The sequence below is a fragment of the Paraburkholderia phymatum genome (assembly GCF_038900715.1).
GTDB lineage: Bacteria > Pseudomonadota > Gammaproteobacteria > Burkholderiales > Burkholderiaceae > Paraburkholderia > Paraburkholderia phymatum_A.
The window spans coordinates 113,115-135,271 of record NZ_JAYMRZ010000008.1; the positions used below are offsets into that span (position 1 = coordinate 113,115).

Annotated in this window: 21 protein-coding genes; 4 read left to right on the top strand and 17 right to left on the bottom strand. The window is 63.9% G+C overall.

The features are described 5' to 3' along the window. Window positions 1-6: 6 nt before the first annotated feature. Both tadA and VSR68_RS16775 read right to left on the bottom strand, forming a co-directional pair. Window positions 7-591: a tRNA adenosine(34) deaminase TadA gene (tadA, locus tag VSR68_RS16770; RefSeq protein ID WP_428983526.1), complete on the bottom strand. Its 585-nt coding sequence runs from the start codon at window positions 589-591 to the stop codon at window positions 7-9. 122 nt (window positions 592-713) lie between these two features. After that, window positions 714-1,115, bottom strand: coding sequence for a DnaJ family domain-containing protein (locus VSR68_RS16775; protein WP_342940926.1), 402 nt, complete (start codon window positions 1,113-1,115; stop codon window positions 714-716). Between the two features lie 283 nt (window positions 1,116-1,398). Here VSR68_RS16775 and VSR68_RS16780 point away from each other — a divergent pair, with 283 nt between their 5' ends. Beyond that, window positions 1,399-2,124, top strand: coding sequence for a glycine zipper 2TM domain-containing protein (locus VSR68_RS16780; protein WP_342940927.1), 726 nt, complete (start codon window positions 1,399-1,401; stop codon window positions 2,122-2,124). Window positions 2,125-2,352: 228 nt separating this feature from the next. On the opposite strand, the gene VSR68_RS16785 is transcribed toward VSR68_RS16780, so the two are convergent. The 4 genes from VSR68_RS16785 to guaB form a co-directional block, all read right to left on the bottom strand. Beyond that, a complete protein-coding gene (locus VSR68_RS16785; RefSeq protein WP_342940928.1) occupies window positions 2,353-3,906 on the bottom strand; it encodes a tetratricopeptide repeat-containing glycosyltransferase family protein in 1,554 nt (517 codons plus the stop codon). A 475-nt stretch (window positions 3,907-4,381) separates the two neighbouring features. Beyond that, entirely contained in the window at window positions 4,382-5,965 is a 1,584-nt protein-coding gene (guaA, locus tag VSR68_RS16790) for a glutamine-hydrolyzing GMP synthase (protein ID WP_342940929.1), read from the bottom strand. A gap of 247 nt (window positions 5,966-6,212) precedes the next feature. Further along, window positions 6,213-6,989, bottom strand: coding sequence for a hypothetical protein (locus VSR68_RS16795; protein WP_342940930.1), 777 nt, complete (start codon window positions 6,987-6,989; stop codon window positions 6,213-6,215). A gap of 6 nt (window positions 6,990-6,995) precedes the next feature. Beyond that, window positions 6,996-8,456 (bottom strand): IMP dehydrogenase, encoded by a 1,461-nt coding sequence (gene guaB / locus VSR68_RS16800; RefSeq protein ID WP_342940931.1) that lies wholly within the window; start codon window positions 8,454-8,456, stop codon window positions 6,996-6,998. A 285-nt stretch (window positions 8,457-8,741) separates the two neighbouring features. Between guaB and VSR68_RS16805 the strand changes: the two genes are divergently transcribed. Then, window positions 8,742-9,716: a DMT family transporter gene (locus VSR68_RS16805; protein ID WP_342940932.1), complete on the top strand. Its 975-nt coding sequence runs from the start codon at window positions 8,742-8,744 to the stop codon at window positions 9,714-9,716. A gap of 186 nt (window positions 9,717-9,902) precedes the next feature. On the opposite strand, the gene VSR68_RS16810 is transcribed toward VSR68_RS16805, so the two are convergent. Further along, a complete protein-coding gene (locus VSR68_RS16810) occupies window positions 9,903-10,235 on the bottom strand; it encodes an RnfH family protein (RefSeq protein ID WP_342940933.1) in 333 nt (110 codons plus the stop codon). After that, on the bottom strand, window positions 10,232-10,669 hold the full coding sequence (locus tag VSR68_RS16815) for a type II toxin-antitoxin system RatA family toxin (RefSeq protein ID WP_342936686.1): 438 nt from the start codon (window positions 10,667-10,669) through the stop codon (window positions 10,232-10,234). The genes VSR68_RS16810 and VSR68_RS16815 overlap by 4 nt, the downstream gene beginning before the upstream one ends. A 131-nt stretch (window positions 10,670-10,800) precedes the next feature. Here VSR68_RS16815 and smpB point away from each other — a divergent pair, with 131 nt between their 5' ends. Further along, window positions 10,801-11,247 (top strand): SsrA-binding protein SmpB, encoded by a 447-nt coding sequence (smpB, locus tag VSR68_RS16820; RefSeq protein ID WP_342936685.1) that lies wholly within the window; start codon window positions 10,801-10,803, stop codon window positions 11,245-11,247. A 114-nt stretch (window positions 11,248-11,361) separates the two neighbouring features. Here smpB and VSR68_RS16825 read toward each other — a convergent pair whose 3' ends face one another. From VSR68_RS16825 to ppsA, 3 genes are all read right to left on the bottom strand, one after another. Further along, entirely contained in the window at window positions 11,362-12,288 is a 927-nt protein-coding gene (locus VSR68_RS16825) for a stomatin-like protein (RefSeq protein ID WP_342940934.1), read from the bottom strand. Window positions 12,289-12,377: 89 nt separating this feature from the next. After that, a complete protein-coding gene (locus VSR68_RS16830; RefSeq protein ID WP_342940935.1) occupies window positions 12,378-12,827 on the bottom strand; it encodes an NfeD family protein in 450 nt (149 codons plus the stop codon). 118 nt (window positions 12,828-12,945) lie between these two features. Next, the gene (gene ppsA, locus VSR68_RS16835) at window positions 12,946-15,351 is read right to left on the bottom strand and encodes a phosphoenolpyruvate synthase (protein ID WP_342940936.1); all 2,406 of its coding nucleotides are present in this window, start codon (window positions 15,349-15,351) and stop codon (window positions 12,946-12,948) included. A 429-nt stretch (window positions 15,352-15,780) separates the two neighbouring features. Here ppsA and ppsR point away from each other — a divergent pair, with 429 nt between their 5' ends. Then, entirely contained in the window at window positions 15,781-16,596 is an 816-nt protein-coding gene (gene ppsR, locus VSR68_RS16840) for a posphoenolpyruvate synthetase regulatory kinase/phosphorylase PpsR (protein ID WP_090864781.1), read from the top strand. A gap of 17 nt (window positions 16,597-16,613) precedes the next feature. Here the strand turns inward: ppsR and VSR68_RS16845 are convergent, their stop codons facing one another. The 6 genes from VSR68_RS16845 to lpxD all read right to left on the bottom strand — a co-directional run bounded on the left by VSR68_RS16845 (window position 16,614) and on the right by lpxD (window position 22,112). Then, entirely contained in the window at window positions 16,614-17,414 is an 801-nt protein-coding gene (locus tag VSR68_RS16845; protein WP_342940937.1) for an RNA methyltransferase, read from the bottom strand. Between the two features lie 83 nt (window positions 17,415-17,497). Further along, window positions 17,498-18,250, bottom strand: coding sequence for a ribonuclease HII (gene rnhB / locus VSR68_RS16850; RefSeq protein ID WP_342940938.1), 753 nt, complete (start codon window positions 18,248-18,250; stop codon window positions 17,498-17,500). After that, window positions 18,247-19,416, bottom strand: coding sequence for a lipid-A-disaccharide synthase (gene lpxB, locus VSR68_RS16855; protein ID WP_342940939.1), 1,170 nt, complete (start codon window positions 19,414-19,416; stop codon window positions 18,247-18,249). The genes rnhB and lpxB overlap by 4 nt, the downstream gene beginning before the upstream one ends. Window positions 19,417-19,419: 3 nt before the next feature. Then, the gene (gene lpxA / locus VSR68_RS16860) at window positions 19,420-20,208 is read right to left on the bottom strand and encodes an acyl-ACP--UDP-N-acetylglucosamine O-acyltransferase (RefSeq protein WP_342940940.1); all 789 of its coding nucleotides are present in this window, start codon (window positions 20,206-20,208) and stop codon (window positions 19,420-19,422) included. 214 nt (window positions 20,209-20,422) lie between these two features. After that, window positions 20,423-20,884: a 3-hydroxyacyl-ACP dehydratase FabZ gene (gene fabZ, locus VSR68_RS16865; protein WP_342936677.1), complete on the bottom strand. Its 462-nt coding sequence runs from the start codon at window positions 20,882-20,884 to the stop codon at window positions 20,423-20,425. Between the two features lie 151 nt (window positions 20,885-21,035). Next, window positions 21,036-22,112, bottom strand: a complete 1,077-nt coding sequence (gene lpxD, locus VSR68_RS16870) for a UDP-3-O-(3-hydroxymyristoyl)glucosamine N-acyltransferase (RefSeq protein ID WP_342940941.1) — start codon at window positions 22,110-22,112, stop codon at window positions 21,036-21,038. Between the last annotated feature and the right edge of the window lie 45 nt (window positions 22,113-22,157).

Genomic DNA, 22,157 nt, shown 5'->3' on the forward strand with positions numbered 1-22,157 from the left:
GGTGTCTTAGAGCGCTTCGGACGCGCCAGGTTCGCCGTCGCGTCCGGCGGCTACGCGCCTTTCCCGCGCGGCGCGCCGCCGATCCGCGAAGAACGAGCGCAGCGCATCACCGCATTCGTCTTCGAGTACGCCGCCGATCACGGTCGTGTGATGGTTTAGCTGAGGATTCGCAAACGCATCGACGACGCTGCCGCACGCGCCCGTCTTCGGATCGCGCGCGCCGAACACGACGCGCGCAATCCGCGCATGCATGATCGCGCCAGCGCACATCAGGCAGGGTTCGAGTGTCACGTAGAGTTCGCAGCCCGGCAGCCGGTAGTTTCCGAGCTTTTGCGCGGCGGCGCGCAGCGCGGCCATTTCGGCGTGCGCGGAAGGATCGTGTCCGCTGATCGGGTGATTGAAGCCCTTCGCGATCACTTCGTCACCGCGCACGAGCACGGCACCGACGGGGACTTCGCCCGCGGCGCGCGCTTCGTCGGCAGCGGCCTGCGCGAGGCCCATGAAGTGGAGATCGCGTTCGGAGATATCGGTGCGTTCTGTCGGAGCAGCCGCGTCGGCATTCGAAGCGTTCGAGGCATTCGAAGCGCTCAAAACGTTGGAAGCGGCCGTAACGGGCACGGCAAGCGGCCGCGCGCCCGTTTGATCGGCGGCCGGCTGGGCCGGCGAACCGGCGGGCAAATCGGTTTGCGACGCGGAAGGATCGCCGTCGATGGTCACGCCGGCCCCGCTTCAGCGGCCGGATCATCGGCGGCGCGCTCCGAGAGACGCTCGGCGATCCGGCGGCAGTACTCGCGCGGCATGACCAGCGGGCCGCCGCGCAGCGATTCCAGCGCCATGTCGAGCGCCAGCATCTTCGCCTGCAGCTGGCAGCGGGTCGACCGGTCGCTGACGGCATCCAGCTCGTTCTGCAGGTCGCGCAGCGCCCGCAGCTGTTCGACGGCCGGCGGCACAAAGCCCGCATTCTTCAGAATGCGGTTCGCGATTCGAACTTCTTCGGGCACCAGTGCATCGTCGTCGAGCATCTGGGGCGCGCCGGCTCCCGGCAAATCGTCGAACTCGCCGCGCGCGGCCGCGGCGGCAATCCGTTGTTCGACAAGTGCATCAAGCAATTTCATTTGCAATCCACTACGTTGCGGCCCGGGCATTTTATCAGGAGCCGCGAAATGCATTTGCCATACGCCTAGAGTGTGCAATCAGGTCTTAGGAATTTTCGTATGGGATGGCGTTCAGCATCGAAATATGGTTGTCGATTTTCCTGCTCGCGTGCTCCGATCGCGCGGTCGTTTTTCTCCGACGCGCAATTTACACACTGTTACGCAGAGCGCGCGTCAATAATGACGCGCGCTTCCCTATACTCGTCGCCGTCCACAGCTGGTGGCGCCACGACACTCACGCAACATGACCCACTCCCGTTTTGCCCGCCCTCTCGTCCGAACGTCGCTGATCGCGCTTTGCGTCACGCTGCCGCTTGCCGGCTGTGTCGTTCCCGGCAATGCACCCTATGGTTCCGCTTACGGTTCGTCGTACGCCACCCAACCGGCGTATGGACAACCGGCCTACGCCCAGCCGGCTTACTCGCAGCCTGCGCAGCCCGGCTACGTGCAGCCCGGTTACGGACAGCCTGCCTATGCGCAGCCCGGATACGCGCAGCCGCCGCAGTATCAGCAGCCCTACGCGCAACAGCCGCAATATCAGCAACAGCCCGCGTACGATCAGTCCGACTGGCAGGACGGCCAGAACCAGGGCTATCAGCAGCCGCAGCAGGGCTACGGATACGGCGAGCAATACGGCGTCGTTTCGTCGATCCAGCCGCTGGCCAATCCGGGGGCCGTGACGGCGGGCGGCGTCGCGGGCACGGTGATCGGCGCCGTCGTGGGCGGCGTGATCGGCAACCAGTTCGGGCACGGTCATGGCCGCGATGCCGCGACGGCGATCGGCGTGCTGGGCGGCGCTGTCGCGGGCAATCAGCTTGGACAGCAGGCGGGCGCGTCGTCGCCGGGCGGCTTCCGGGTTTCCGTGCAACTGAACGACGGCTCGATGCGCGCTTTCGATGTCAGCACACCCGGCGACCTGCATCCGGGCGACCGCGTGCGCATCGCGGGCAACCGGCTCGACCGCTACTGACCGCTGCTGATTCGCCGATTGACTAGTGGCGCGCGTACGGCTGACGTCGGACGCGCGCAATGCGCGTGCAAGGCATGCACTATCATGCTGGCCGCGCCATCCAAACCCTGCTTGCGACGCTGCAATCCGGGATCATGCACTGTCCGTGGCTCGTAGAACATCGCAAACGGTCCGGATTGCGAGCCGACATCGAACGTCGCGTTGTTCTCGCAGCTCGAGCAGGCGAGATCAGCGATCGTCGCGCGCGGAAAATTCCAGCTCCAGCGCTTCGATCACCTTCGACAGCACGTCCCCCCAATCACCACGCTCCGACTGGTTGAAGATGCGCATGCCCGGATACCACGGACTGTCGGTGCGACCGCGCAGCCAGCGCCAGCATCCCGCGTAACGGTTCAGCAACCATACGCGCCTGCCCATCGCCGCCGCGAGATGTGCGACCGACGTATCGACGGCAATCACCAGATCGAGATGCTCGACGAGCGCCGCCGTATCGGCGAAGTCGGCGATTTCGCTCATCCAGTCGGTCACGTTCGGGCGCTTCGTTGGCGTCAGTTCTTTCGATGCGTCATCTGCTTTCTGCAAGCAGATCCACTGCGCACGAGGCCACGTCAGCAGTCGCTCGATCTGCGCGGGCGCGATGCTGCGCATCTGGTCCATGCGTGCGTTGATCTTTCCGCCCGCCCACACGATTCCGATGCGCGGCACGCCTTGCGGCGCCACTGCCGCGAGCCGTCCACGCCAATATTCGGCGCGCCGTGCATCAGCACGCAGATAACGGCTCGGCGCCGAAGCGAGGTTTTGCAGGCCGATGCCGAGGGCCATCGGCAACGAGAGCATCGGCGAATGGCAATCCCATTCGCTCCAGTCCGATGGCATGTCGTCGAGCAGCTTCAGTTGCGGATAGCGTGCGCCGAACGAGTCGTCGAAAAGCCTCCGCAATGGCTTCGGACAGTTGAATCCGATCGACGCGAAACGCGCGAGCGCGAGCGGGAAGAAACGGCAGAACTGCAATGCATCCCCGAGCCCCTGCTCGTACACGATGAAAAGCCGCGCGCCGTCTTTCGGCAAGGGCTCGCCCTGCCATTGCGGCACGGGCAACGCAACGGGCCGCGCGCCGCGCTCGCCGCGATTGTTGCCGAGCGCGGCCCAGCGGCACTCGAAATGCGGCCACGCCTCTTCGTACCGGCCGGCAGCGAGCATCATGTGGCCGATATTGCTGCGCGCTTCGAGATTCGACGGGTCGAGTGCGTAGGCGCGCCGATGATGCTCGATGGCCGCTTCGACATCGCCCAGCGCGTTCATCACGAGGCCGAGATTGTTGTGCGCGCCGGAGTGCGCCGGATTCGTGGCGATCACACTGCGATAGGCATGCTCCGCCCCTTCCATGTCGTCGTTCAGTTGCAGCGCCACGCCGAGATTGAAGGCGAGGATCGACGTATCGAACGCAACGGATGGCTGACTGCGCGCCAGATCGAGGCCGCGCTGCGCGCTCGCCGCGCCCGAGGCAAGCGCGCCCGAGCGGATCTGCACGACGCTCAGACTGTTGTAGAAAACGGGATCGGGACGCACGCGCAGCGCGTGCTCGATCCAGTGTGCTGCGCCCTCGGGCTCTTTCGCTTCAAGCGCAATCAGCCCTCGCAGATGCAGCGCGGCAGCATGTTCGGGCTGCATCTGGAGAATGCTCCCGGCATGCACGCGCGCCGTGTCGTACTGGCCGGAGACGAAGGCCCGCTCGGCCGCGGCGTAGAGCTGGCCGGTGTCTAAATGTGCGTGTGGCGTCATTCAATCATGTCCTTCGCGAAGAAGAAGCCGTTCTTGAGAACCTTCGCCGATGGTTCGATGGGCTCCTGCGCCGCGATGATCGCACCGAGCGGGTAAGCCGCTGTGAACTTGTGTCAAAGCACCGCTTCGCTGGACATGAACGGAAGAATAGTGCCAAGCCGGAACCCGCGTTCAGTTGCATCCGAATGCAGCGATGTGCACTGAAGCTACGTCATCCGAACTATTCTGCAGACCTTGCGCGTTCGTCTTGAACCGGACTGCGTGTAACGAGTTAGGCACTCAGACCGATTGGCGGCCGAATCCTGGTAGCGTAAGTTGGGGCACGGCAGCATGCAGCTACGCCGGTAGGGAAGCATCCACTATCGTCACTCGGGTGATGGCCCGCTCGTCGCGCAAAAAACAACGCCCGGCAGGTGCTCTCCTGCCGGGCGTTTGCATCATGTGGTGCCGTGTCAGATAGCGAAGACGCCGTCGTTCACTCCCACTCAATCGTCGCCGGCGGCTTGCCCGAAATGTCGTACACGACGCGATTGATGCCACGCACTTCATTGATGATCCGGTTCGACACATGACCAAGCAGATCGTGCGGCAGGTGTGCCCAGTGCGCCGTCATGAAGTCCAGCGTCTGCACGGCGCGCAGCGCGACGACATACTCGTACGTGCGGCCATCGCCCATCACGCCGACGCTCTTCACAGGCAGGAACACCGCAAACGCCTGGCTCGTCAGGTCGTACCATGACTTGCCCGTTTCCTTGTCGATGAACGTGCGCAGCGTCTCGATGAAGATCGCGTCCGCGCGGCGCAGCAGATCCGCATAGTCGCGCTTCACTTCGCCGAGAATCCGCACGCCGAGGCCGGGGCCCGGGAACGGATGGCGATACACCATCGACGGCGGCAGACCCAGCTTCACGCCCAGTTCGCGAACTTCATCCTTGAAGAGTTCGCGCAGCGGTTCGAGCAGCTTCAGGTTCAGCGTTTCCGGCAGGCCGCCGACGTTGTGGTGGCTCTTGATCGTGTGCGCCGCCTTCTTGCCCTTGCCCGCCGATTCAATCACGTCCGGATAGATCGTGCCTTGCGCGAGCCACTTCGCGTCCGTCAGCTTGCCGGCTTCGGTCTGGAACACTTCGACGAATTCCGCGCCGATGATCTTGCGCTTCGCCTCGGGATCGGTCACGCCCTTGAGCTTCGACATGAACGCTTCACTCGCGTCGACATGGATCACTTTGACGCCGAGGTTATCCGCGAACATCGACATCACCTGCTCGGCTTCGTTCAGGCGCAGCAGGCCGTGATCGACGAACACACATGTGAGCTGATCGCCGATCGCGCGATGCAGCAGCGCCGCCGCCACCGACGAATCCACGCCGCCCGACAGACCGAGAATCACGTGCTCGTCGCCGACCTGCTTGCGGATGTTTTCGACGGCTTCGTCGATGTAGTTGCCCATCTCCCAGTCAGGCTTCGCGCCGCAGATCTTCAGCACGAAACGCTCGAGCATCGCGCTGCCCTGCACCGTGTGCGTGACTTCCGGATGCCATTGCAAGCCGTAGAAGTGGCGCGCTTCGTCCGCCATCGCGGCGATCGGGCACGATTCCGTCGATGCCATCAGCTGAAAGCCCGCCGGCATTTCCAGCACCTTGTCGCCGTGGCTCATCCATACCTTCAGCATGCCGTGGCCTTCGGGCGTCGCGAAGTCCTGAATGCCGTCGAGGAAGCTCGTATGGTTGCGCGCGCGCACTTCCGCATAGCCGAACTCGCGCAGATGGCCGCTGTCGACCTTGCCGCCGAGCTGCTCGGCCATCGTCTGCATGCCGTAGCAAATGCCCAGCACGGGCACGCCCGCTTCGAACACCGCTTGCGGCGCGCGCGGCGTGTCGGTCTCGGTCACCGAGTTCGGGCCGCCCGACAGGATGATGCCCTTCGGCTTGAATTCGCGGATGAACTCGTCGCTGACATCGTGCGGATGGATTTCCGACAGCACGTGCGCTTCGCGAATGCGGCGTGCGATCAGTTGGGTGACTTGCGAACCGAAGTCGAGGATCAGGATCTTGTCATGCATGGCAGCGGACGGAATCTAAAAAGAACGGATAGGGAAAGCCGCGCAAGTCGCATCGCGACCAGGCGGCGTGGTATTCAAAACGGATCGGCTCGACGGACCTAATCGATTGCGCATAACCGGCGCATCGTGATCAGGCGCCATCGACGCAGTCCCGGCGATGCACTCGCAGCAGCGAAGCTGCATCGACAAAAGGCCTGCGCGCGGACGGATTCCGGTTGTTTCGGCAGAGAGCGTGTCGTATCGCGGATCAGCCATGAAACGGAGGCCGGGGCGTGCCGGACTTCGTTTCGGCCGCGCCGCGCTCCCGCGCGGCGGCTTCTTCGTCCGCTGCGGCTGCACGCTCGCGTGCGAGCGCATCTTCACGCGACCGGGACGCCGCTGCGCCCGGCGCAGCCGCAGTCAAATCCGGCTCGACGGGATGACCCGTCGCGGGACTGACGGGCGACGCTGCGTTCCCGGGACGCGTCGTGCCGAGCATCGGCTCGACTGCAAGCGACCCGCCCGCCGGATAGACGCCACCCGGACGCGCCGCGTTGCGCTCGCGCTCGGCCTTGCGCGCTTCGTTCGCCGTGTCGCGAGCGGCCACGCGGTCGGCACGCTCGGCGGACGCCGTGCCCGCCAGCCGATCGCGCCGGCGCACGGCGCTCGCCAGTCTCACGCCACCCAGGCCGATGACGAGCAGCACCGCGCCCGTCGCGACTGCCACCAGTTGACCGAGACCCGCCAGCGACGGCGTATGCAGCCCGACCAGCCAGATCAGCATCAGCACGCCCGTCAGCCAGTTCACATGGCCGACGACCTTGGCCACCGTCGCCGTCATCGCGCCGTCGATCGACGCATGCAGCGCAAGCCACGCGAGCCCGACCAGCGCGATACCGAAGCCTTGACCGACCACCACCGGGTCCGTCTGCGCCAGCTGCAGCGCGTCGTACAGCGATTTCCACGGCGTGAGCAGGAAAAGCAGCCCGAACGCCAGCAGTATCAGAGCATCGATGATCAGTACGGCACGCAGCAGCGGCTTCATCGGCGATCAGTCCACGTGGTAGTTGGGCGCTTCCTTCGTGATCTGCACGTCGTGCACGTGCGATTCGCGCATGCCCGCAGCCGTGATTTCGACGAACGCGGCCTTCTCGTGCAGTTCGTCGATCGTGTTGCAGCCGCAGTAGCCCATGCTCGCGCGCACGCCGCCGATCAACTGGAACAGGATCGCGCCGACCGAGCCCTTGTACGCGACACGGCCTTCGATGCCTTCGGGCACCAGCTTGTCGATGTTCGCGGAGTTGTCCTGGAAGTAGCGGTCAGCCGCGCCGTCCTTCATCGCGCCGACGGAGCCCATGCCGCGATACGATTTGTACTGGCGGCCCTGATACAGGAACACGTCGCCCGGCGACTCTTCCGTGCCGGCGAACATGCTGCCCATCATCACGGCGTTCGCGCCCGCGGCCAGTGCCTTGCTGACGTCGCCCGAGAAACGCACGCCGCCGTCCGCGATCACGGGAACGCCGGAGCCCTTGAGCGCCGCCGACACGTTCGCGATCGCCGAAATTTGCGGCACGCCGACACCCGCGACGATACGCGTCGTGCAGATCGAGCCCGGGCCGATGCCGACCTTCACGCCGTCCGCGCCGTACTCGACGAGCGCTTTCGCTGCATCGGCCGTCGCGATGTTGCCGCCGATCACCTCGACGTGCGGGAAGTTCTTCTTGACCCACTGGACGCGCTCCAGCACGCCCTTGCTGTGGCCGTGCGCCGTATCGACGACGATCACGTCGACGCCCGCCTGCACCAGCAGCGACACGCGCTCTTCATTGTCCGCGCCGACGCCGACAGCGGCGCCCGCGCGCAGCTTGCCGTGCTCGTCCTTGCAGGCATCCGGGTGCTCGGTCTGCTTCGTGATGTCCTTCACGGTCATCAGGCCGCGCAGTTCGAATGCGTCGTTGACGACCAGCACACGCTCGAGGCGGTGGCTGTGCATCAGCGCCTTTGCCTCGGCGAGCGGCGTGCCTTCCTTGACCGTCACGAGGCGCTCGCGCGGCGTCATGATCGTGCGCACGGGCTCTTCGAGGCGCGTTTCGAAGCGCAGGTCGCGGTTCGTCACGATGCCGATCAGCTGCGCGCCTTCGACGACCGGGAAGCCCGAAATGCCATGCTGGCGCGACAGGGCGATCACGTCGCACACCTTCATCTGCGGCGGGACGGTGATCGGATCGCGCACGACGCCCGATTCGAAACGCTTGACCTTCGCGACTTCGCGAGCCTGCTCGGCTGCCGTGAGATTCTTGTGGATGATGCCGACGCCGCCCATCTGCGCCATTGCGATGGCGAGGCGGGCTTCCGTGACGGTGTCCATCGCGGCGGACACGAGCGGCATATTGAGGGAGATCTTGCGGGTCAGCCGGGTTTTCAGGCTGGTGTCGCGCGGCAGAACGTCGGAGAAGGCCGGGACGAGGAGCACGTCATCGAACGTGAGTGCTTTTTGGATCAGACGCATGGCAAATCCTATAGGCGCAAAAGCGAATTATACGCGATACATCCCCGGTTTTCACTGCGCGAACAGTCAGTTAGCGAAATTGTTCAACGTTTTTTCGCATCGACCGGCAGCCGAATTTCGCTTCCGCGTTCGGCTCGCGTTCGATCCGGTTTCGTTTGCTCATTCGAGCGCGCGAGCTTTCGTCAGCATGGTTGCTGTGCCTGCAAAGTGCAGAATCGAACAAGACGCAGGCGCTTGCGGCCCGTTATGCTTCGCACACTTTCAGTTTTCGATTCGAGGCAGGCGATGCAGCGCGGCGTGGTGTACGGGATGTTGGCGGGAGCGTTATGGGGCATGGTCTTTCTGGTGCCGCGCCTGCTGCCCGATTTTTCGCCCGTGCTGCTGAGCGCGGGCCGATACGTGATGTACGGCGTGGTGTCGCTCGTCGCCGCGCTGCCGTCGGCGCGCTCGCTGCTGCGCCGGCTCACCCGCGAAGACCTGAACGCGCTCGTCAAGCTCGCGCTCGCGGGCAACCTGCTCTACTACCTGCTGCTGACAGGCGCGGTTCACCTCGTCGGCATTGCGCCGTCGTCGTTGATCGTCGGCGTGCTGCCCGTCACGGTGACGCTGCTCGGCCGGCGCGATCACGGCGCAGTGCCGCTCACGCGGCTCGTGTGGCCGCTTGCGCTCGTCGTCGCGGGCATCGCGTGCATCAATGTCGACGTGTTCCGCGCGTCGGGGGCCGGGTCGGTGTCGATCGCGACGAAGCTGGTGGGCATTGCCTGCGCAGTCGGCGCGCTCGCCTGCTGGACGTGGTTTGCCGTCGAAAACGCGCGCTATCTGCAGCGTCAGACACATTTCAGCGGCAACGAATGGTCGGTGCTGTGGGGCGTCGTCACCGGCCTGCTCGGCGCGCTGCTGTGGCTTGTCGTGGCGCTGCTGCCGTCCGCGGCCGTCGATACGTCGCACATCGATACGCGCTGGCATCTCTTCTGGCTGTTGAATCTGGGGCTCGCGTTCGGCGCGTCGTGGCTCGGCAACGGCCTGTGGAACGCGGCGTCCAAGCGTCTGCCGCTCACGCTGTCGGGCCAGCTGATCGTGTTCGAGACGCTGTTCGCGCTGCTCTACGCGTTCATCTACGACCATCGCATGCCGCGTCCGCTCGAACTGGCGGCGATCGTGCTGCTCGTTGCGGGCGTCAGCTGGTCGGTGCGCCAGCATGCCGGCGACGATTCGGACCGATCGACGCTCGAAGAAAAGGCCCAGGCGGCCGTGCATTGAGCGTCGCGCGGCACCCCGCTGTCGACCAGGCAAAAAAAACCGACGCGGAGCACTCGGCCGTCGACCAGGCAAGAAAACCGACGCCCGGCCGTCCAGCGGACATAAAAAACGGCGCACCGTGTCATGCGGTGCGCCGTCTGACGTTCTTTCGCTACTTCTATGGTCTTGCGTCAGCGTGGCCTTGCGTCAGCGCGAATCCTTGGGCAGCCACTTGCGGCCCTCGACCGACCCTTCCCTGCGCGACTTCTCGACACGCCGCTGCCGCGACACCTTCGGATCGACGATCAGCGGACGGTAGATCTCAACGCGATCGTGATCCGCGAGCACGGCATCGAGCGGCTTGAGCTTGCCGAACACGCCCGTCTTCTGCTTCGTCAGATCGATGTCGGGATGCCGCGTGAGTATGCCGCTCGCGTCGATGGCCTGCCGGAGCGTCGCGCCTTGCGGCAGTTCGAGCCGGATCAGCGTCTGCTCGTCAGGCAGCGCGTAGCACACTTCGATGGTCAGATTCACGCTCATGCCTTGCCGTAGCGCTGGTCGGCGCGCTTCACGAACGATTCGACGAAAGTGTTCGCGATATGGTTGAACACCGGCCCGATGATCTTTTCCAGCAGGATGCTCGTGAACTCGTAGTGCAGCGCGAATTCGATCTTGCATGCGTCCGCGCGCAGCGGCGTGAAGCGCCAGTATCCGGTGAACTTGCGAAACGGACCGTCGGCGAACTCCATGTCGATACGCGTGGGACGCTCCTGCGTGTTGTGGGTCGCGAAGTGCTGCTTGATGCCCTTGAAGTTGATGTCGATCTTCGCCTCCATCAGATTATCTTCCTGGCGGCGGATCTCGACGCCGCCGCACCACGGAAGAAAATTGGGGTAGTCGGCGACATCGGTGACGAGGTCGAACATCTGTTCCGCCGAATGGCGTATCAACACGGTTTTCTGGACATCTGCCATAAATTGAACAGCGCGTGGCAACGGTGATTGGGAAATAGCGAACGCGTGACAACTGAGTGACACCGCGGCGGGTTTTCGGCGGCCCGCTTTGCTAAAATCGTGATTTTAAACGAGTTGAGCCGTTTCCATTCATGAGCATCATCGACAACAGAAAAGCGTTCTTCGACTATTCGATCGAGGAGCGTTACGAGGCGGGGCTCGTGCTGGAGGGCTGGGAAGTCAAGGCGCTGCGCGCCGGGCGAGGCCAGATCAAGGAAGGCTACGTCGTGATCAAAAACGCCGAGCTGTTTCTGATCGGCACGCACATCAGCCCGCTGCCCGAGGCGTCGAAATTCGCCAATCTGGACCCCGTGCGCACGCGCAAGCTGCTGCTGCGCGCGGAAGAAATCAGCAAGCTGATCGGCAAGGTCGAGCAGCGCGGCTACACGCTCGTGCCGCTGAACTTTCATTACAAGAACGGCCGCGTCAAATGTGAAATAGGCCTCGCGAAGGGCAAGAAGCTGCACGACAAGCGCGAAACCGAGAAGAAGCGCGATTGGGAACGCGAAAAAGCGCGACTGATGCGCACGCCGACCTGAGCCGCCGTGCCCGTTTCAGTCGTCAGATAGACAATGGCCCGCACTAACATGCGGGCCATTTTCCTGTTGTCATGCAGATGTGGAACGCGCGCTGATGTCGCGCGCGCCAAACGTTCAGGCGGTCGTGTTGCCCTGCTTCACGATGGTCAGCGCCGAGGCGATCATCGAGCTCATGTCCGACATGTTGCCCGGCACGATCAGCGTGTTACCCGCCTTCGCCAGATTCCCAAACGCGTTCACGTACTGCTCAGCGACCTTCAGATTCACGGCTTCCATGCCGCCCGTCGACTGAATCGCGGCAGCGATCTTCTGGATTGCCTGAGAGTTCGCTTCGGCAACAGCCAGAATCGCCGCCGCCTGGCCTTGCGCCTGGTTGATCGCCGCCTGACGCTCGCCTTCGGACTTCTGGATGGCCGCTTCGCGTCCGCCCGACGCGATATTGATCTGCTCCTGCTTGCGCCCTTCCGACGCCGCGATCAGCGCGCGCTTCTCCCGTTCGGCCGTGATCTGCGCCTGCATCGCGTGGAGGATTTCCTTCGGCGGCGTCAGGTCCTTGATCTCGTAGCGCAGCACCTTGACGCCCCAGTTCGAGGCCGCTTCGTCGAGCGCCGACACGATCGAATGATTGATGAAGTCGCGTTCCTCGAACGTCTTGTCGAGTTCGAGCTTGCCGATCACCGAACGCAGCGTGGTCTGCGACAACTGCGTGATCGCGAACACGAAGTTGCTCGATCCATAGGACGCCTTCATCGGATCGGTGACCTGAAAATACAGCACGCCGTCGACCTGCAACTGCGTGTTGTCGCGCGTGATGCAGACCTGGCTCGGCACGTCGAGCGGAATCTCCTTGAGCACGTGCTTGTACGCGATCCGGTCGATGAACGGCAGCACGAACGTCAGGCCCGGCGTCAACGTCGCGTGATAGCGGCCGAGGCGCTCCAGCACCCATGCGTGCTGTTGCGGCACGATCTTGATCGTCTTCGCGGCAGTCACGATCACGACAATCAGCAACACGAGTCCAACGACACTCGACGGTTCCATTCCTGCACCCCCAAACTGTTTTTGAATTGTTGTGCGCATCTGAATGCGCGCGAGTTGCGTCCGAATGACGCCGAATCAGAGTCCGTTGTTCAAACCCGAGCCGCGTGCTTTCTCGCGACAACGACGAGGCAGTTGCCACGCAACGCAGTGATCTCGTAGAGATTCGCGTCTTCCGGTTCGCCGGGTGCGAGCTCGACTTCCCATGAAGCACCGCGATAGCTGGTCCGCGCGCGCCCGTCGTGCCACGCGGGCACCGTGAGCGTCGAGCCGATGTCGAGATTGACGTCGGGATTGCGCGCGGCTTCGGCGCGCGTTTTCGTCTTGCGCCCGTAGCGCGACTTGCGCAGCACGAGCACCGCGCCGAGCGCGACGACGGCTGCGACGCCGAACTGCAACGGCAAGCCGGCGCCCGCCAGGCGCGCAAGCGCCGCCGCGATAAAGCCCAGCGCCACCATCAGCAGATAGAACGTACCCTGCATCAGTTCGAGCACGATCAGCACGCCTGCGCCAATCCACCAGAACAGCCCGCTATGCATCACGTTGGCCTCCACAAAGCAAAACACCCCGGATCTACCGGGGTGTTTATAGCATGAAGCGTCAACGTTTTATCGTTCGCCGAAGTACGTTTTACACACCTCTACGAACGATGCGCAATGCTTACTTCGCCGTCGTTTTCGCCAGCGCCTGCCACGTTTCGATGATCGTGTCCGGGTTCAGCGAGATCGACGCGATGCCTTCGTCCGTCAGCCATTGCGCGAAATCCGGATGATCCGACGGGCCCTGGCCGCAGATGCCGACGTACTTGTTCAGGCGCAGGCACGTGTCGATCGCGCGCTTGAGCATGAACTTGACGGCGGGATCGCGCTCGTCGAAGTCGACGGCCAGCAGTTCCATGCCCGAGTCGCGGTCGAGGCCGAGCGTGAGCTGCGTCAGGTCGTTCGAGCCGATCGAGAAGCCGTCGAAGTACTGCAGGAACTCTTCGGCGAGGATCGCGTTCGACGGCACTTCGCACATCATGATCAGGCGCAGGCCGTTTTCGCCGCGCTTCAGGCCGTACTTCGCGAGCAGGTTCACCACGCGCTCCGCCTGCTTCAGCGTGCGCACGAACGGCACCATGATCTCGACGTTGTCGAGGCCCATCTCTTCGCGCACACGCTTGAGCGCCATGCACTCCATTTCGAACGCCTGCGCGAAGTCTTCGGCGATGTACCGCGATGCGCCGCGGAAGCCGAGCATCGGGTTTTCCTCGTCCGGCTCATAGCGCGAGCCGCCGATCAGCTTCTTGTACTCGTTCGACTTGAAGTCCGACAGACGCACGATCACGGGCTTCGGATAGAACGCCGCGCCGATCGTCGCGATGCCTTCCGTCAACTTGTCGACGTAGAACGCACGCGGCGATGCATGACCACGCGCGACGCTTTCGACGGCCTTCTTCAGGTCCTGATCGACGTTCGGATACTCGAGAATCGCCTTCGGGTGAACGCCGATGTTGTTGTTGATGATGAATTCCAGACGCGCGAGACCCACGCCCTTGTTCGGTAGTTGCGCGAAGTCGAACGCGAGCTGCGGATTGCCCACGTTCATCATGATCTTCACGGGGATGTCCGGCAGTTCGCCACGCTGGATTTCCGTCACTTCCGTTTCGAGCAGGCCGTCGTAGATCTTGCCTTCGTCGCCTTCCGAGCACGACACCGTGACGAGCGCGCCGTCCTTCAGCACGTCGGTCGCGTCGCCGCAGCCCACCACGGCGGGCACGCCCAGTTCGCGCGCAATGATCGCCGCGTGGCAGGTGCGGCCGCCACGGTTCGTGACGATGGCCGACGCGCGCTTCATCACCGGCTCCCAGTTCGGGTCGGTCATGTCCGCGACCAGCACGTCGCCCGGCTGCACGCGCTCCATCTCGGACGGATCGTGAATCACGCGCACGGGGCCTGCGCCGATCTTCTGGCCGATTGCGCGGCCCGTCGCCAGCACCTGCGACTGGCCCTTCAGCTTGAAGCGCTGCTCGGCCTTGTTGTGACCCTGGCTCTTCACCGTTTCAGGACGCGCCTGCAGAATGAAGATCTTGCCGTCGCGGCCGTCCTTGCCCCACTCGATGTCCATCGGACGCTCGTAGTGCTTCTCGATGATGACCGCGTACTTCGCGAGTTCGATCACGTCGTCGTCGGTGATCGAGAAACGGTTGCGCTGCTCGTGCGACACGTCGACGGTCTTCACGCGGCCTTCTTCGCCCGCTTTAGTGAACTCCATCTTGATGAGCTTCGAGCCGATCGAGCGACGGATGATCGGGTATTTGTTCTGCGCGAGCGTGGTCTTGAAGACGTAGAACTCGTCCGGATTCACCGCGCCTTGCACGACGGTTTCACCGAGGCCATAGCTCGACGTGATGAATACGGCGTCCTTGAAGCCCGACTCGGTGTCGAGCGTGAACATCACGCCCGCTGCGCCGACGTCCGAGCGCACCATGCGCTGCACGCCCGCCGACAACGCGACTTCAGCGTGCGTGAAGCCCTTGTGGACGCGATAGGAGATGGCGCGGTCGTTGTACAGCGACGCGAACACGTGCTTCATGCGATCGAGCACGTCTTCGATGCCGACCACGTTCAGGTAGCTTTCCTGCTGGCCCGCGAACGATGCGTCCGGCAGGTCTTCCGCCGTTGCCGACGAACGGACCGCGAACGACAGTTCCTCAGGCGAGCTTTTCGAGAGCGTTTCGAACGCCACGCGGATTTCCTGCTCGAGACGCGGCTGCATCGGGGCGTCGACGATCCATTGACGGATCTCCTTGCCCGCAGCGGCAAGCGCCTTTACGTCGTCGACGTCGAACGTCTCCAGACGTTGCGCGATGCGTTCGGTCAGGCTGTTGTGATGCAGGAACTCGCGGAATGCGAGCGCCGTCGTCGCAAAGCCGGTCGGCACCCGCACGCCCGCTTCCGCGAGCTGACTGATCATCTCGCCGAGCGAAGCATTCTTGCCGCCGACGATATCCACGTCGGTCATTCGCAACTGCTCGAATGGAACTACATACGCCTGATCCTTAGCAACGTTAACTGCGTTAGTCATACAAGCCCCTAAGTGTGAAAAAAATGCTCGATTGCGCAAGTGGGCTTGAACACGAGGCGCTCATAGGAAGCGTGGCTCGTGCCTTACGCAACCTGTTGGAAAAGCAATCGCGGAAGGCCTCGGCGATCGACACGAAGCCCGACGAAGCAGGAGATTGAACGAACTTGCGGCTTTGCGATGCAAGATACGAACAAATCGCGACGCAATCCAAGTGCGATAACGGATAGTTACCCGCGATTTGGCTGCAATTGCTTATCCAACAGGTTGCCGCTATTCTACCGTGCCGACTCTCGAAATGTGACAGTCGGACAAGAATTGCGCCGCGAGCGGCGCCGCTGCAGGGTTTCCGGCCAGCCACCGGGCAGCGCGCGCCATGCGGCGATGTCTCATTTGAGCGGATTTTGACGCTCGCGTTCCCTGCCCCCACTGATGCCGCCCACCGTATTCATCGTCTCCGACGGTACCGGGATTACTGCCGAAACCTTCGCGCATTCGATCCTCTCCCAGTTCGACCAGAAATTTCGCCTGGTCCGCGTGCCATTCGTCGATTCGACGGAAAAAGCGTATGCCACGCTCGAAAAGATCAACGAATCCGCCCATCACGAAGGCCGCCGCCCGATCGTCTTCACGACGCTCGTGAACAGCGCGTCGAACCAGATCGTGAAGGACTCGAACGCGCTCGTGCTGGACATGTTCCAGACCTTCGTCGAGCCGCTCGAACTGGAACTGGAGCTGAAGTCGAGCCACGCGATGGGCCGCGGCCACCAGAACGCCGACACCGAGGAGTACAAGAACCGGATCGAGGCGATCAACTTCTCGCTCGCCCACGACGACGGCCAGTCGAATCGCAATCTGGAAGAAGCGGATGTGATCCTCGTCGGCGTGTCGCGCAGCGGCAAGACGCCGACGAGCCTATATCTGGCGATGCAGTACGGCGTGAAGGCCGCGAACTATCCGCTGATCCCCGAAGACTTCGAGCGCGGCAAGCTGCCGACGCCGCTGCTCGCGCATCGCACGAAGATGTTCGGGCTGTCGATCGATCCGCAGCGGCTTTCGGAAATTCGCAACGAGCGGCGCCCCGGCAGCAAGTACGCCGCGCTGGAAAACTGCCGCTACGAAATCAACGAAGCGGAGACGATGATGCGGCGAGAAGGCATCAAGTGGCTGTCGTCGACGCACAAGTCGATCGAGGAAATCGCGACGACCATCCTGCAGGAAATCAGGCTCGACCGGTCGTCGTATTGATGCAGCCGCAGTGAAGGCTAGCTGGAAGCGCGCGGCTCGTGCTCGCGCTGCTGCCGGCACTGCTCGAAAAGACACACGGCGGCCGCTGCCGCGACGTTCAGCGACTCCATTCCGCCGGGCTGAGGAATCGTCACGCGATACGTCACCGCGTCGCGCCACGTCTGCGACACGCCCGCCCCTTCGTTGCCGAACACCCAGGCGACCGGGCCCGACAGATCGGTGTCGTAAATCGCCTGCGCGCCGTGCGAGTCCGTGATCGCGACGGGCACGTCGAGCCGCCCGATCAGCGTCTGCGGTTCGACATCCTCATGAATCTGCAGCAGGAAATGCGCGCCCATGCCGGAGCGCAGCACTTTCGACGACCACGCGTACGCGGTGCCCGGCGCGCAAAACACGTGGCCGATGCCCGCCGCCGCCGCGCTGCGCAGAATCGAGCCGACATTGCCCGCGTCCTGCACACCGTCGAGCACGATGCAGCCTTGCATGACGCGATCGGGCAGCGCCTCGTCGAGCTTCTCGACGAGCAGCAGCATGCCGACGCCGTTCACGACACTCGACAGTTGCCCGAAGAGCGCATCGGGCAACGTGACGATGCGCCGCTCGTCGATGCGCGCGACGATGGCCTGCGCTTCGTCGTGGCGCAGCGCGCCTTCCGTGACGACGCACGTCTCGGGCTGTCCCGCGACATCGAGATAGGCGCTCGCGAGATGAAACCCTTCGAGCAGCGCATGGCCGCTCCGGCGCTGTTGATGCGTCGAACCGGCCAATGCCTTCAGACGTTTGTAGAGCGGATTGTCCCGCGAGGTAATGGCTTTCACTGGCAGCGAAGACGGTGTCGGTAGCGTGAAAAAACGGGTGAAAAGAAAAGCGCCCGAAGGCGCTTGAGTCGCTTCCGCGAGGCTCAGAACGGCGCGCTGTCGTCTGCGATGAGCACGTCGTCGTCACTGGTGACGGGCGGCACGATCACGACGTCCTCAGGCAGATCGACGGCCATGCCGAGCCGCAGATACGCGTCGCGCACAGGCGCAAACGAGCGCCGGTGATGCTCGCACGGACCATGGTCGCGCAGCGCCAGCAGATGCTGCGGCGTGCCGTAGCCCGCGTGCGCATCGAAGCCGTACATCGGGAACGTCTGATGCAGTTCAAGCAGCATCCGGTCGCGCGTGACCTTCGCGAGAATCGACGCCGCCGAGATGCACGGCACGAGCGCATCGCCGCTGACGATCGCCTCGCTGCGAATGCTGAGCATCGGGCAACGGTTGCCATCGATCTTCGCAAGCGTCGGCGCGACCTTCAGGCCTTCGACGGCGCGCTTCATCGCGAGCATCGTCGCGTGCAGGATGTTCAGCGTGTCGATCTCTTCGACGGACGCCGACGCGACGCAATACGCAATCGACCGCTCGATGATCTTCTCGTACAGCTCTTCGCGCTTTTTCGCAGTCAGCGCCTTCGAATCGCCGAGTCCACGGATGCGAGGTTTCGTCGGATCGAGAATGACAGCGGCTGCAACCACGGGGCCCGCGAGCGGACCGCGCCCTGCTTCGTCGACGCCGCAAACGACGTCTTCCGGCGATGAAAAATCGAGGCCGGTCTGTTTCGCGATCGTCGCGGACGCCTTGCGGCGCGGCGCGGCCTTGCCCGTCGCGCCCGTCATGGACGCCCCCGACGCGCTTCGACGACGCCGACGACCGCTTCCGCGGCTCGCTGCGCTGTGTTCTGCTTCAGCACGTGATGCATCTCGGTGAAGATTTCCGTCAGCGTGCGCCGGTTTGCGTCGTCGCGCAACTGAGTCAGCGTGGCATCGGCCAACGCTTCGGGTGTCGCGAAGTGCTGCAGGATTTCGGGCACGACGAAACGCCCGGCGAGGATATTCGGCAGGCCCACGTACGGCAGATAGCCCTGACGGCGCATGATCTGTCCCGTCAGCCAGGGCACCTTGTACGAAATTACCATCGGCTTCTTCAGCAGCGCCGCTTCCAGCGTGACCGTGCCGCTTTTCACGAGAATCGCGTCCGCGGCCGTCATCGCGAGCTGCGCGTTGCCGTCCGTCAGCGTGAGCGGCAGTTTCGGGTGCGAGTCGACGAGCGGCTTCAGCAGTTCGCGCAGCGCAGGCGTCGCAGCCGGCATCACGAAGCGCACGCCCGGCTCGCGCTGCAACATCAGTTCCATCGCGTCGAAGAACGTCGGTCCGATCAGTGAGATTTCCGAGCGGCGGCTGCCCGGCAGCACGGCGATCACCGGGCCGCCTTCGGGCAGGCCGAGCACGCGGCGCGCGCCCGGCACGTCCGGTTCGAGCGGGATTTCGTCCGCGAGCGGATGGCCGACATAGGTCGCCGCGACGCCCGATTTCTCGAGTAGCGCCTTTTCGAATGGAAACACGCACAGCATGTGATCGACGGCCTTGACGATCTTCTTGATCCGGCCGCCGCGCCATGCCCAGATCGACGGACAGACGAAGTGGATGGTCGGAATGCCCGCATCGCGCAACGCGTGCTCGAGGCCGAAGTTGAAGTCAGGCGCGTCGACGCCGATGAACACCGACGGCGGCTCCGCCAACAACTGCCGCCTCAGCTCGTTGCGGATGCCGAGAATCTCGGGAATATGCTTCAGCGCTTCGACGTAGCCGCGCACCGACAGCTTTTCCATCGGAAAATGCGCGTCGAAGCCCTTCGCGATCATGCGCGGACCGCCGATGCCGAAGTACTGCGTCCCTTGCGGCAGACGGGCCGCGAGCCCGTCCAGCAGCGACGCCGCGAGCAGGTCGCCCGACGGCTCGCCGGCCACCATTGCGAGCCGCAGCGGACTGGTAGGCAACGGCATCGGTCAGCGAATGATGCCGCGCTGCGACTGCTCGACGAATTCGACGAGCGCGCGCACGGGCTCGTCGCCATCGCCTCCCGCCGTCGCGAGTTCGCGCAATTGCACCTTCGCTTCTTCGAGCGACAGGCTGTTCTTGTACAGCAGGCGATATGCGGAGCGCAGCGCCGAAATGGCGTCCGGCGAGAAGCCGCGGCGGCGCAGCCCTTCGACGTTGATGCCGTGCGGCTCGGCCTTGTTGCCCGCGGCGATCACGAACGGCGGAATGTCCTGCACAAGCGCCGACGCGCCGCCCAGCATCGAGTGCGCGCCGATGCGCACGAACTGATGCACGCCCGACATGCCGCCGACAATCGCGTGATCGCCGATGATCACATGGCCTGCCATCTGCGCATTGCTCGACAGGATCACGTTGCTGCCGATCTGGCAGTCGTGGCCGATGTGCACGTAGGCCATGATCCAGTTGTCGTCGCCGAGCGTCGTGATGCCCTGGTCCTGCACGGTGCCCGTGTGGATCGTCGTGAATTCGCGGATCGTGTTGCGGTTGCCGATCACGAGCTTCGTGGGCTCGTCGCGGTACTTCATGTCCTGCGGCCGGCCGCCGACCGACGCGTAATGGCCGATGCGGTTGTCTTCGCCGACCGTCGTATGACCTTCGATCACGCTGTGCGAACCGACCGTGGTGCGCGCACCGATCGTGACGTGCGCGCCGACGATTGCGTACGGTCCGATCTCGACCGATTCGTCGAGCTGCGCGCCCGACTCGATGATCGCAGTAGGATGAATCCTGCTCATGCGCCCTCGCTGTATTTCCCGCTGTATTTCCGTTACATGGCGCGGATGACGCTGCGGCGCCGTCCAGCGCGTTCGAGCCGTCACGTTGCAATCCATCTTGTGACAGCCCGAAGTTTCGATTGTTCTGCCGCCGGCGTTGCGGCATGACGGAGCATCATCTGCCTCTTCCGTCCGCCGTCCGCCCGCCACGGCCGTTACTGCCTGTTGCCTTGCGTCACTCGCTGTCGGCCTGACGCACCGCGCACATCAGATCGGCTTCCGCCGCCACCTGGCCGTCCACTTCGGCGCGCGCCTTGAACTTCCAGATGCCGCGCATATGGCGCTCGAACGTGGCGTTCAGGATCAGCTGGTCACCCGGTTCGACGACGCGCTTGAAGCGCGCATTGTCGATGCCGACGAACAGGTACAGCGTGTTGTCGGGATCATGTGGCTCTTCGGAAAAGGTCAGGAGCGCCGCCGTCTGCGCCAGCGCTTCCAGGATCAGCACGCCCGGCATCACGGGACGCTTCGGGAAGTGGCCCATGAAGAACGGTTCGTTGATCGTCACATTCTTCAGCGCCTTGATGCTCTTGTGCGGCTCGAGTTCGAGCACCCGATCGACGAGGAGGATCGGATAGCGATGCGGCAGCAGCGTGAGGATCTTGTGGATGTCGAGATTGATTTTTTCGGTGCTCATGGTGTTTCTGCTCACGCATTGGTTGCGCGATGATGACTGCGAATGCTGGGTGCTGGCGCATGGATGACGAAACGCGCCCTGCCGCCCGTTCCTGTGCCGGCCGCGCGCCGCCTGACGGCCGCGTGCGCCGGCGCTTCCCGCCGGTCGACGCTTACGCCTTGTCTCCGGAGGCGCTGGCGACGGCGGCTTCGAGTGCCTTGATACGGTCTCGCAGCTTGTCGAGATTGCGCATCAACGCGGCGCTTTTGTTCCAGTCGGCGTGATCCACGGCCGGGAACGCGCTCGTGTACATGCCGGGTTTCAACAGCGACTTCGACACGCCCGACTTGGCCGTGACGATCACGTAGTCGGCCAGCGTGACATGGCCGGCAATGCCGACCGCGCCGCCGATCATGCAGTGACGGCCGATCGTCGTGCTGCCGGCGATGCCCGCGCAACCCGCGATCACCGTATAGGCGCCGATCTTGCAGTTATGGCCGATCTGCACGAGGTTGTCGATTTTCACGCATTCTTCGATCACGGTATCGGCCATCGCACCACGATCGATCGTCGTGTTCGCACCGATTTCGACATCGGGCCCGATCGACACGCCGCCGACCTGCGGAATCTTTACCCAGCTGCCCGTGCGCGCGTCGCCGTCGCCGACGAAATCCGGCGCAAAGCCGAAGCCGTCCGAGCCGATCACGGCGCCCGCATGAACGATCACACGCTCGCCGATCGTGCAGCCGTGATAGACGGCGACGTTCGGATACAGACGCGAACCCGCGCCGATCTTCGTGCCGCGCCCGATGAACACGTTCGCGTCGAGCCGCACGTTATCGCCGATCGCGGCACCCGCTTCGACCGTCACGTTCGGGCCGATCACGGCACTCGCGGCGATCTGCGCGGAAGGATCGACGGTCGCGCTCGCGTGCACGCCCGGCTGCGCCTTCGGCGCGGCCATGTCGATGAAGGCCTGCGCGAGACGCGCGAAATAAGCGTAGGGATTCGGCGTGACGATGAAGTTACGACCGTCGCGCGAAGCGAGCTTCGCGAGATCCGCCGCGTTGATCAGCACCGCGCCCGCGCGCGTCGTTTCGACCTGCGCCAGATATTTCGGGTTGGCGAGGAACGCCAGTTGATCCGGGCCAGCCTGATCGAGCGGCGCCAGATTGCCGACGCGGTGCGCGCGATCGCCGACGACCTCGCCGCCGAACCGCTGCACGATCTCCTCGAGCGTGAATGCCATGCGTGTACTGCTCCTGCTGTTCAGTTGCCTGCCTTGCGCGCGGAC

What these genes read in the sequence shown, in the direction of transcription:
- VSR68_RS16775 (WP_342940926.1), bottom strand. Translation starts at nt 1,115, where the DNA reads ATGAAATTGCTTGATGCACTTGTCGAACAACGGATTGCCGCCGCGGCC.
- VSR68_RS16780 (WP_342940927.1), top strand. Translation starts at nt 1,399, where the DNA reads ATGACCCACTCCCGTTTTGCCCGCCCTCTCGTCCGAACGTCGCTGATC.
- VSR68_RS16785 (WP_342940928.1), bottom strand. Translation starts at nt 3,906, where the DNA reads ATGACGCCACACGCACATTTAGACACCGGCCAGCTCTACGCCGCGGCC.
- guaA (WP_342940929.1), bottom strand. Translation starts at nt 5,965, where the DNA reads ATGCATGACAAGATCCTGATCCTCGACTTCGGTTCGCAAGTCACCCAA.
- VSR68_RS16795 (WP_342940930.1), bottom strand. Translation starts at nt 6,989, where the DNA reads ATGAAGCCGCTGCTGCGTGCCGTACTGATCATCGATGCTCTGATACTG.
- guaB (WP_342940931.1), bottom strand. Translation starts at nt 8,456, where the DNA reads ATGCGTCTGATCCAAAAAGCACTCACGTTCGATGACGTGCTCCTCGTC.
- VSR68_RS16805 (WP_342940932.1), top strand. Translation starts at nt 8,742, where the DNA reads ATGCAGCGCGGCGTGGTGTACGGGATGTTGGCGGGAGCGTTATGGGGC.
- VSR68_RS16810 (WP_342940933.1), bottom strand. Translation starts at nt 10,235, where the DNA reads ATGAGCGTGAATCTGACCATCGAAGTGTGCTACGCGCTGCCTGACGAG.
- VSR68_RS16815 (WP_342936686.1), bottom strand. Translation starts at nt 10,669, where the DNA reads ATGGCAGATGTCCAGAAAACCGTGTTGATACGCCATTCGGCGGAACAG.
- smpB (WP_342936685.1), top strand. Translation starts at nt 10,801, where the DNA reads ATGAGCATCATCGACAACAGAAAAGCGTTCTTCGACTATTCGATCGAG.
- VSR68_RS16825 (WP_342940934.1), bottom strand. Translation starts at nt 12,288, where the DNA reads ATGGAACCGTCGAGTGTCGTTGGACTCGTGTTGCTGATTGTCGTGATC.
- ppsA (WP_342940936.1), bottom strand. Translation starts at nt 15,351, where the DNA reads ATGACTAACGCAGTTAACGTTGCTAAGGATCAGGCGTATGTAGTTCCA.
- ppsR (WP_090864781.1), top strand. Translation starts at nt 15,781, where the DNA reads ATGCCGCCCACCGTATTCATCGTCTCCGACGGTACCGGGATTACTGCC.
- rnhB (WP_342940938.1), bottom strand. Translation starts at nt 18,250, where the DNA reads ATGACGGGCGCGACGGGCAAGGCCGCGCCGCGCCGCAAGGCGTCCGCG.
- lpxB (WP_342940939.1), bottom strand. Translation starts at nt 19,416, where the DNA reads ATGCCGTTGCCTACCAGTCCGCTGCGGCTCGCAATGGTGGCCGGCGAG.
- lpxA (WP_342940940.1), bottom strand. Translation starts at nt 20,208, where the DNA reads ATGAGCAGGATTCATCCTACTGCGATCATCGAGTCGGGCGCGCAGCTC.
- fabZ (WP_342936677.1), bottom strand. Translation starts at nt 20,884, where the DNA reads ATGAGCACCGAAAAAATCAATCTCGACATCCACAAGATCCTCACGCTG.
- lpxD (WP_342940941.1), bottom strand. Translation starts at nt 22,112, where the DNA reads ATGGCATTCACGCTCGAGGAGATCGTGCAGCGGTTCGGCGGCGAGGTC.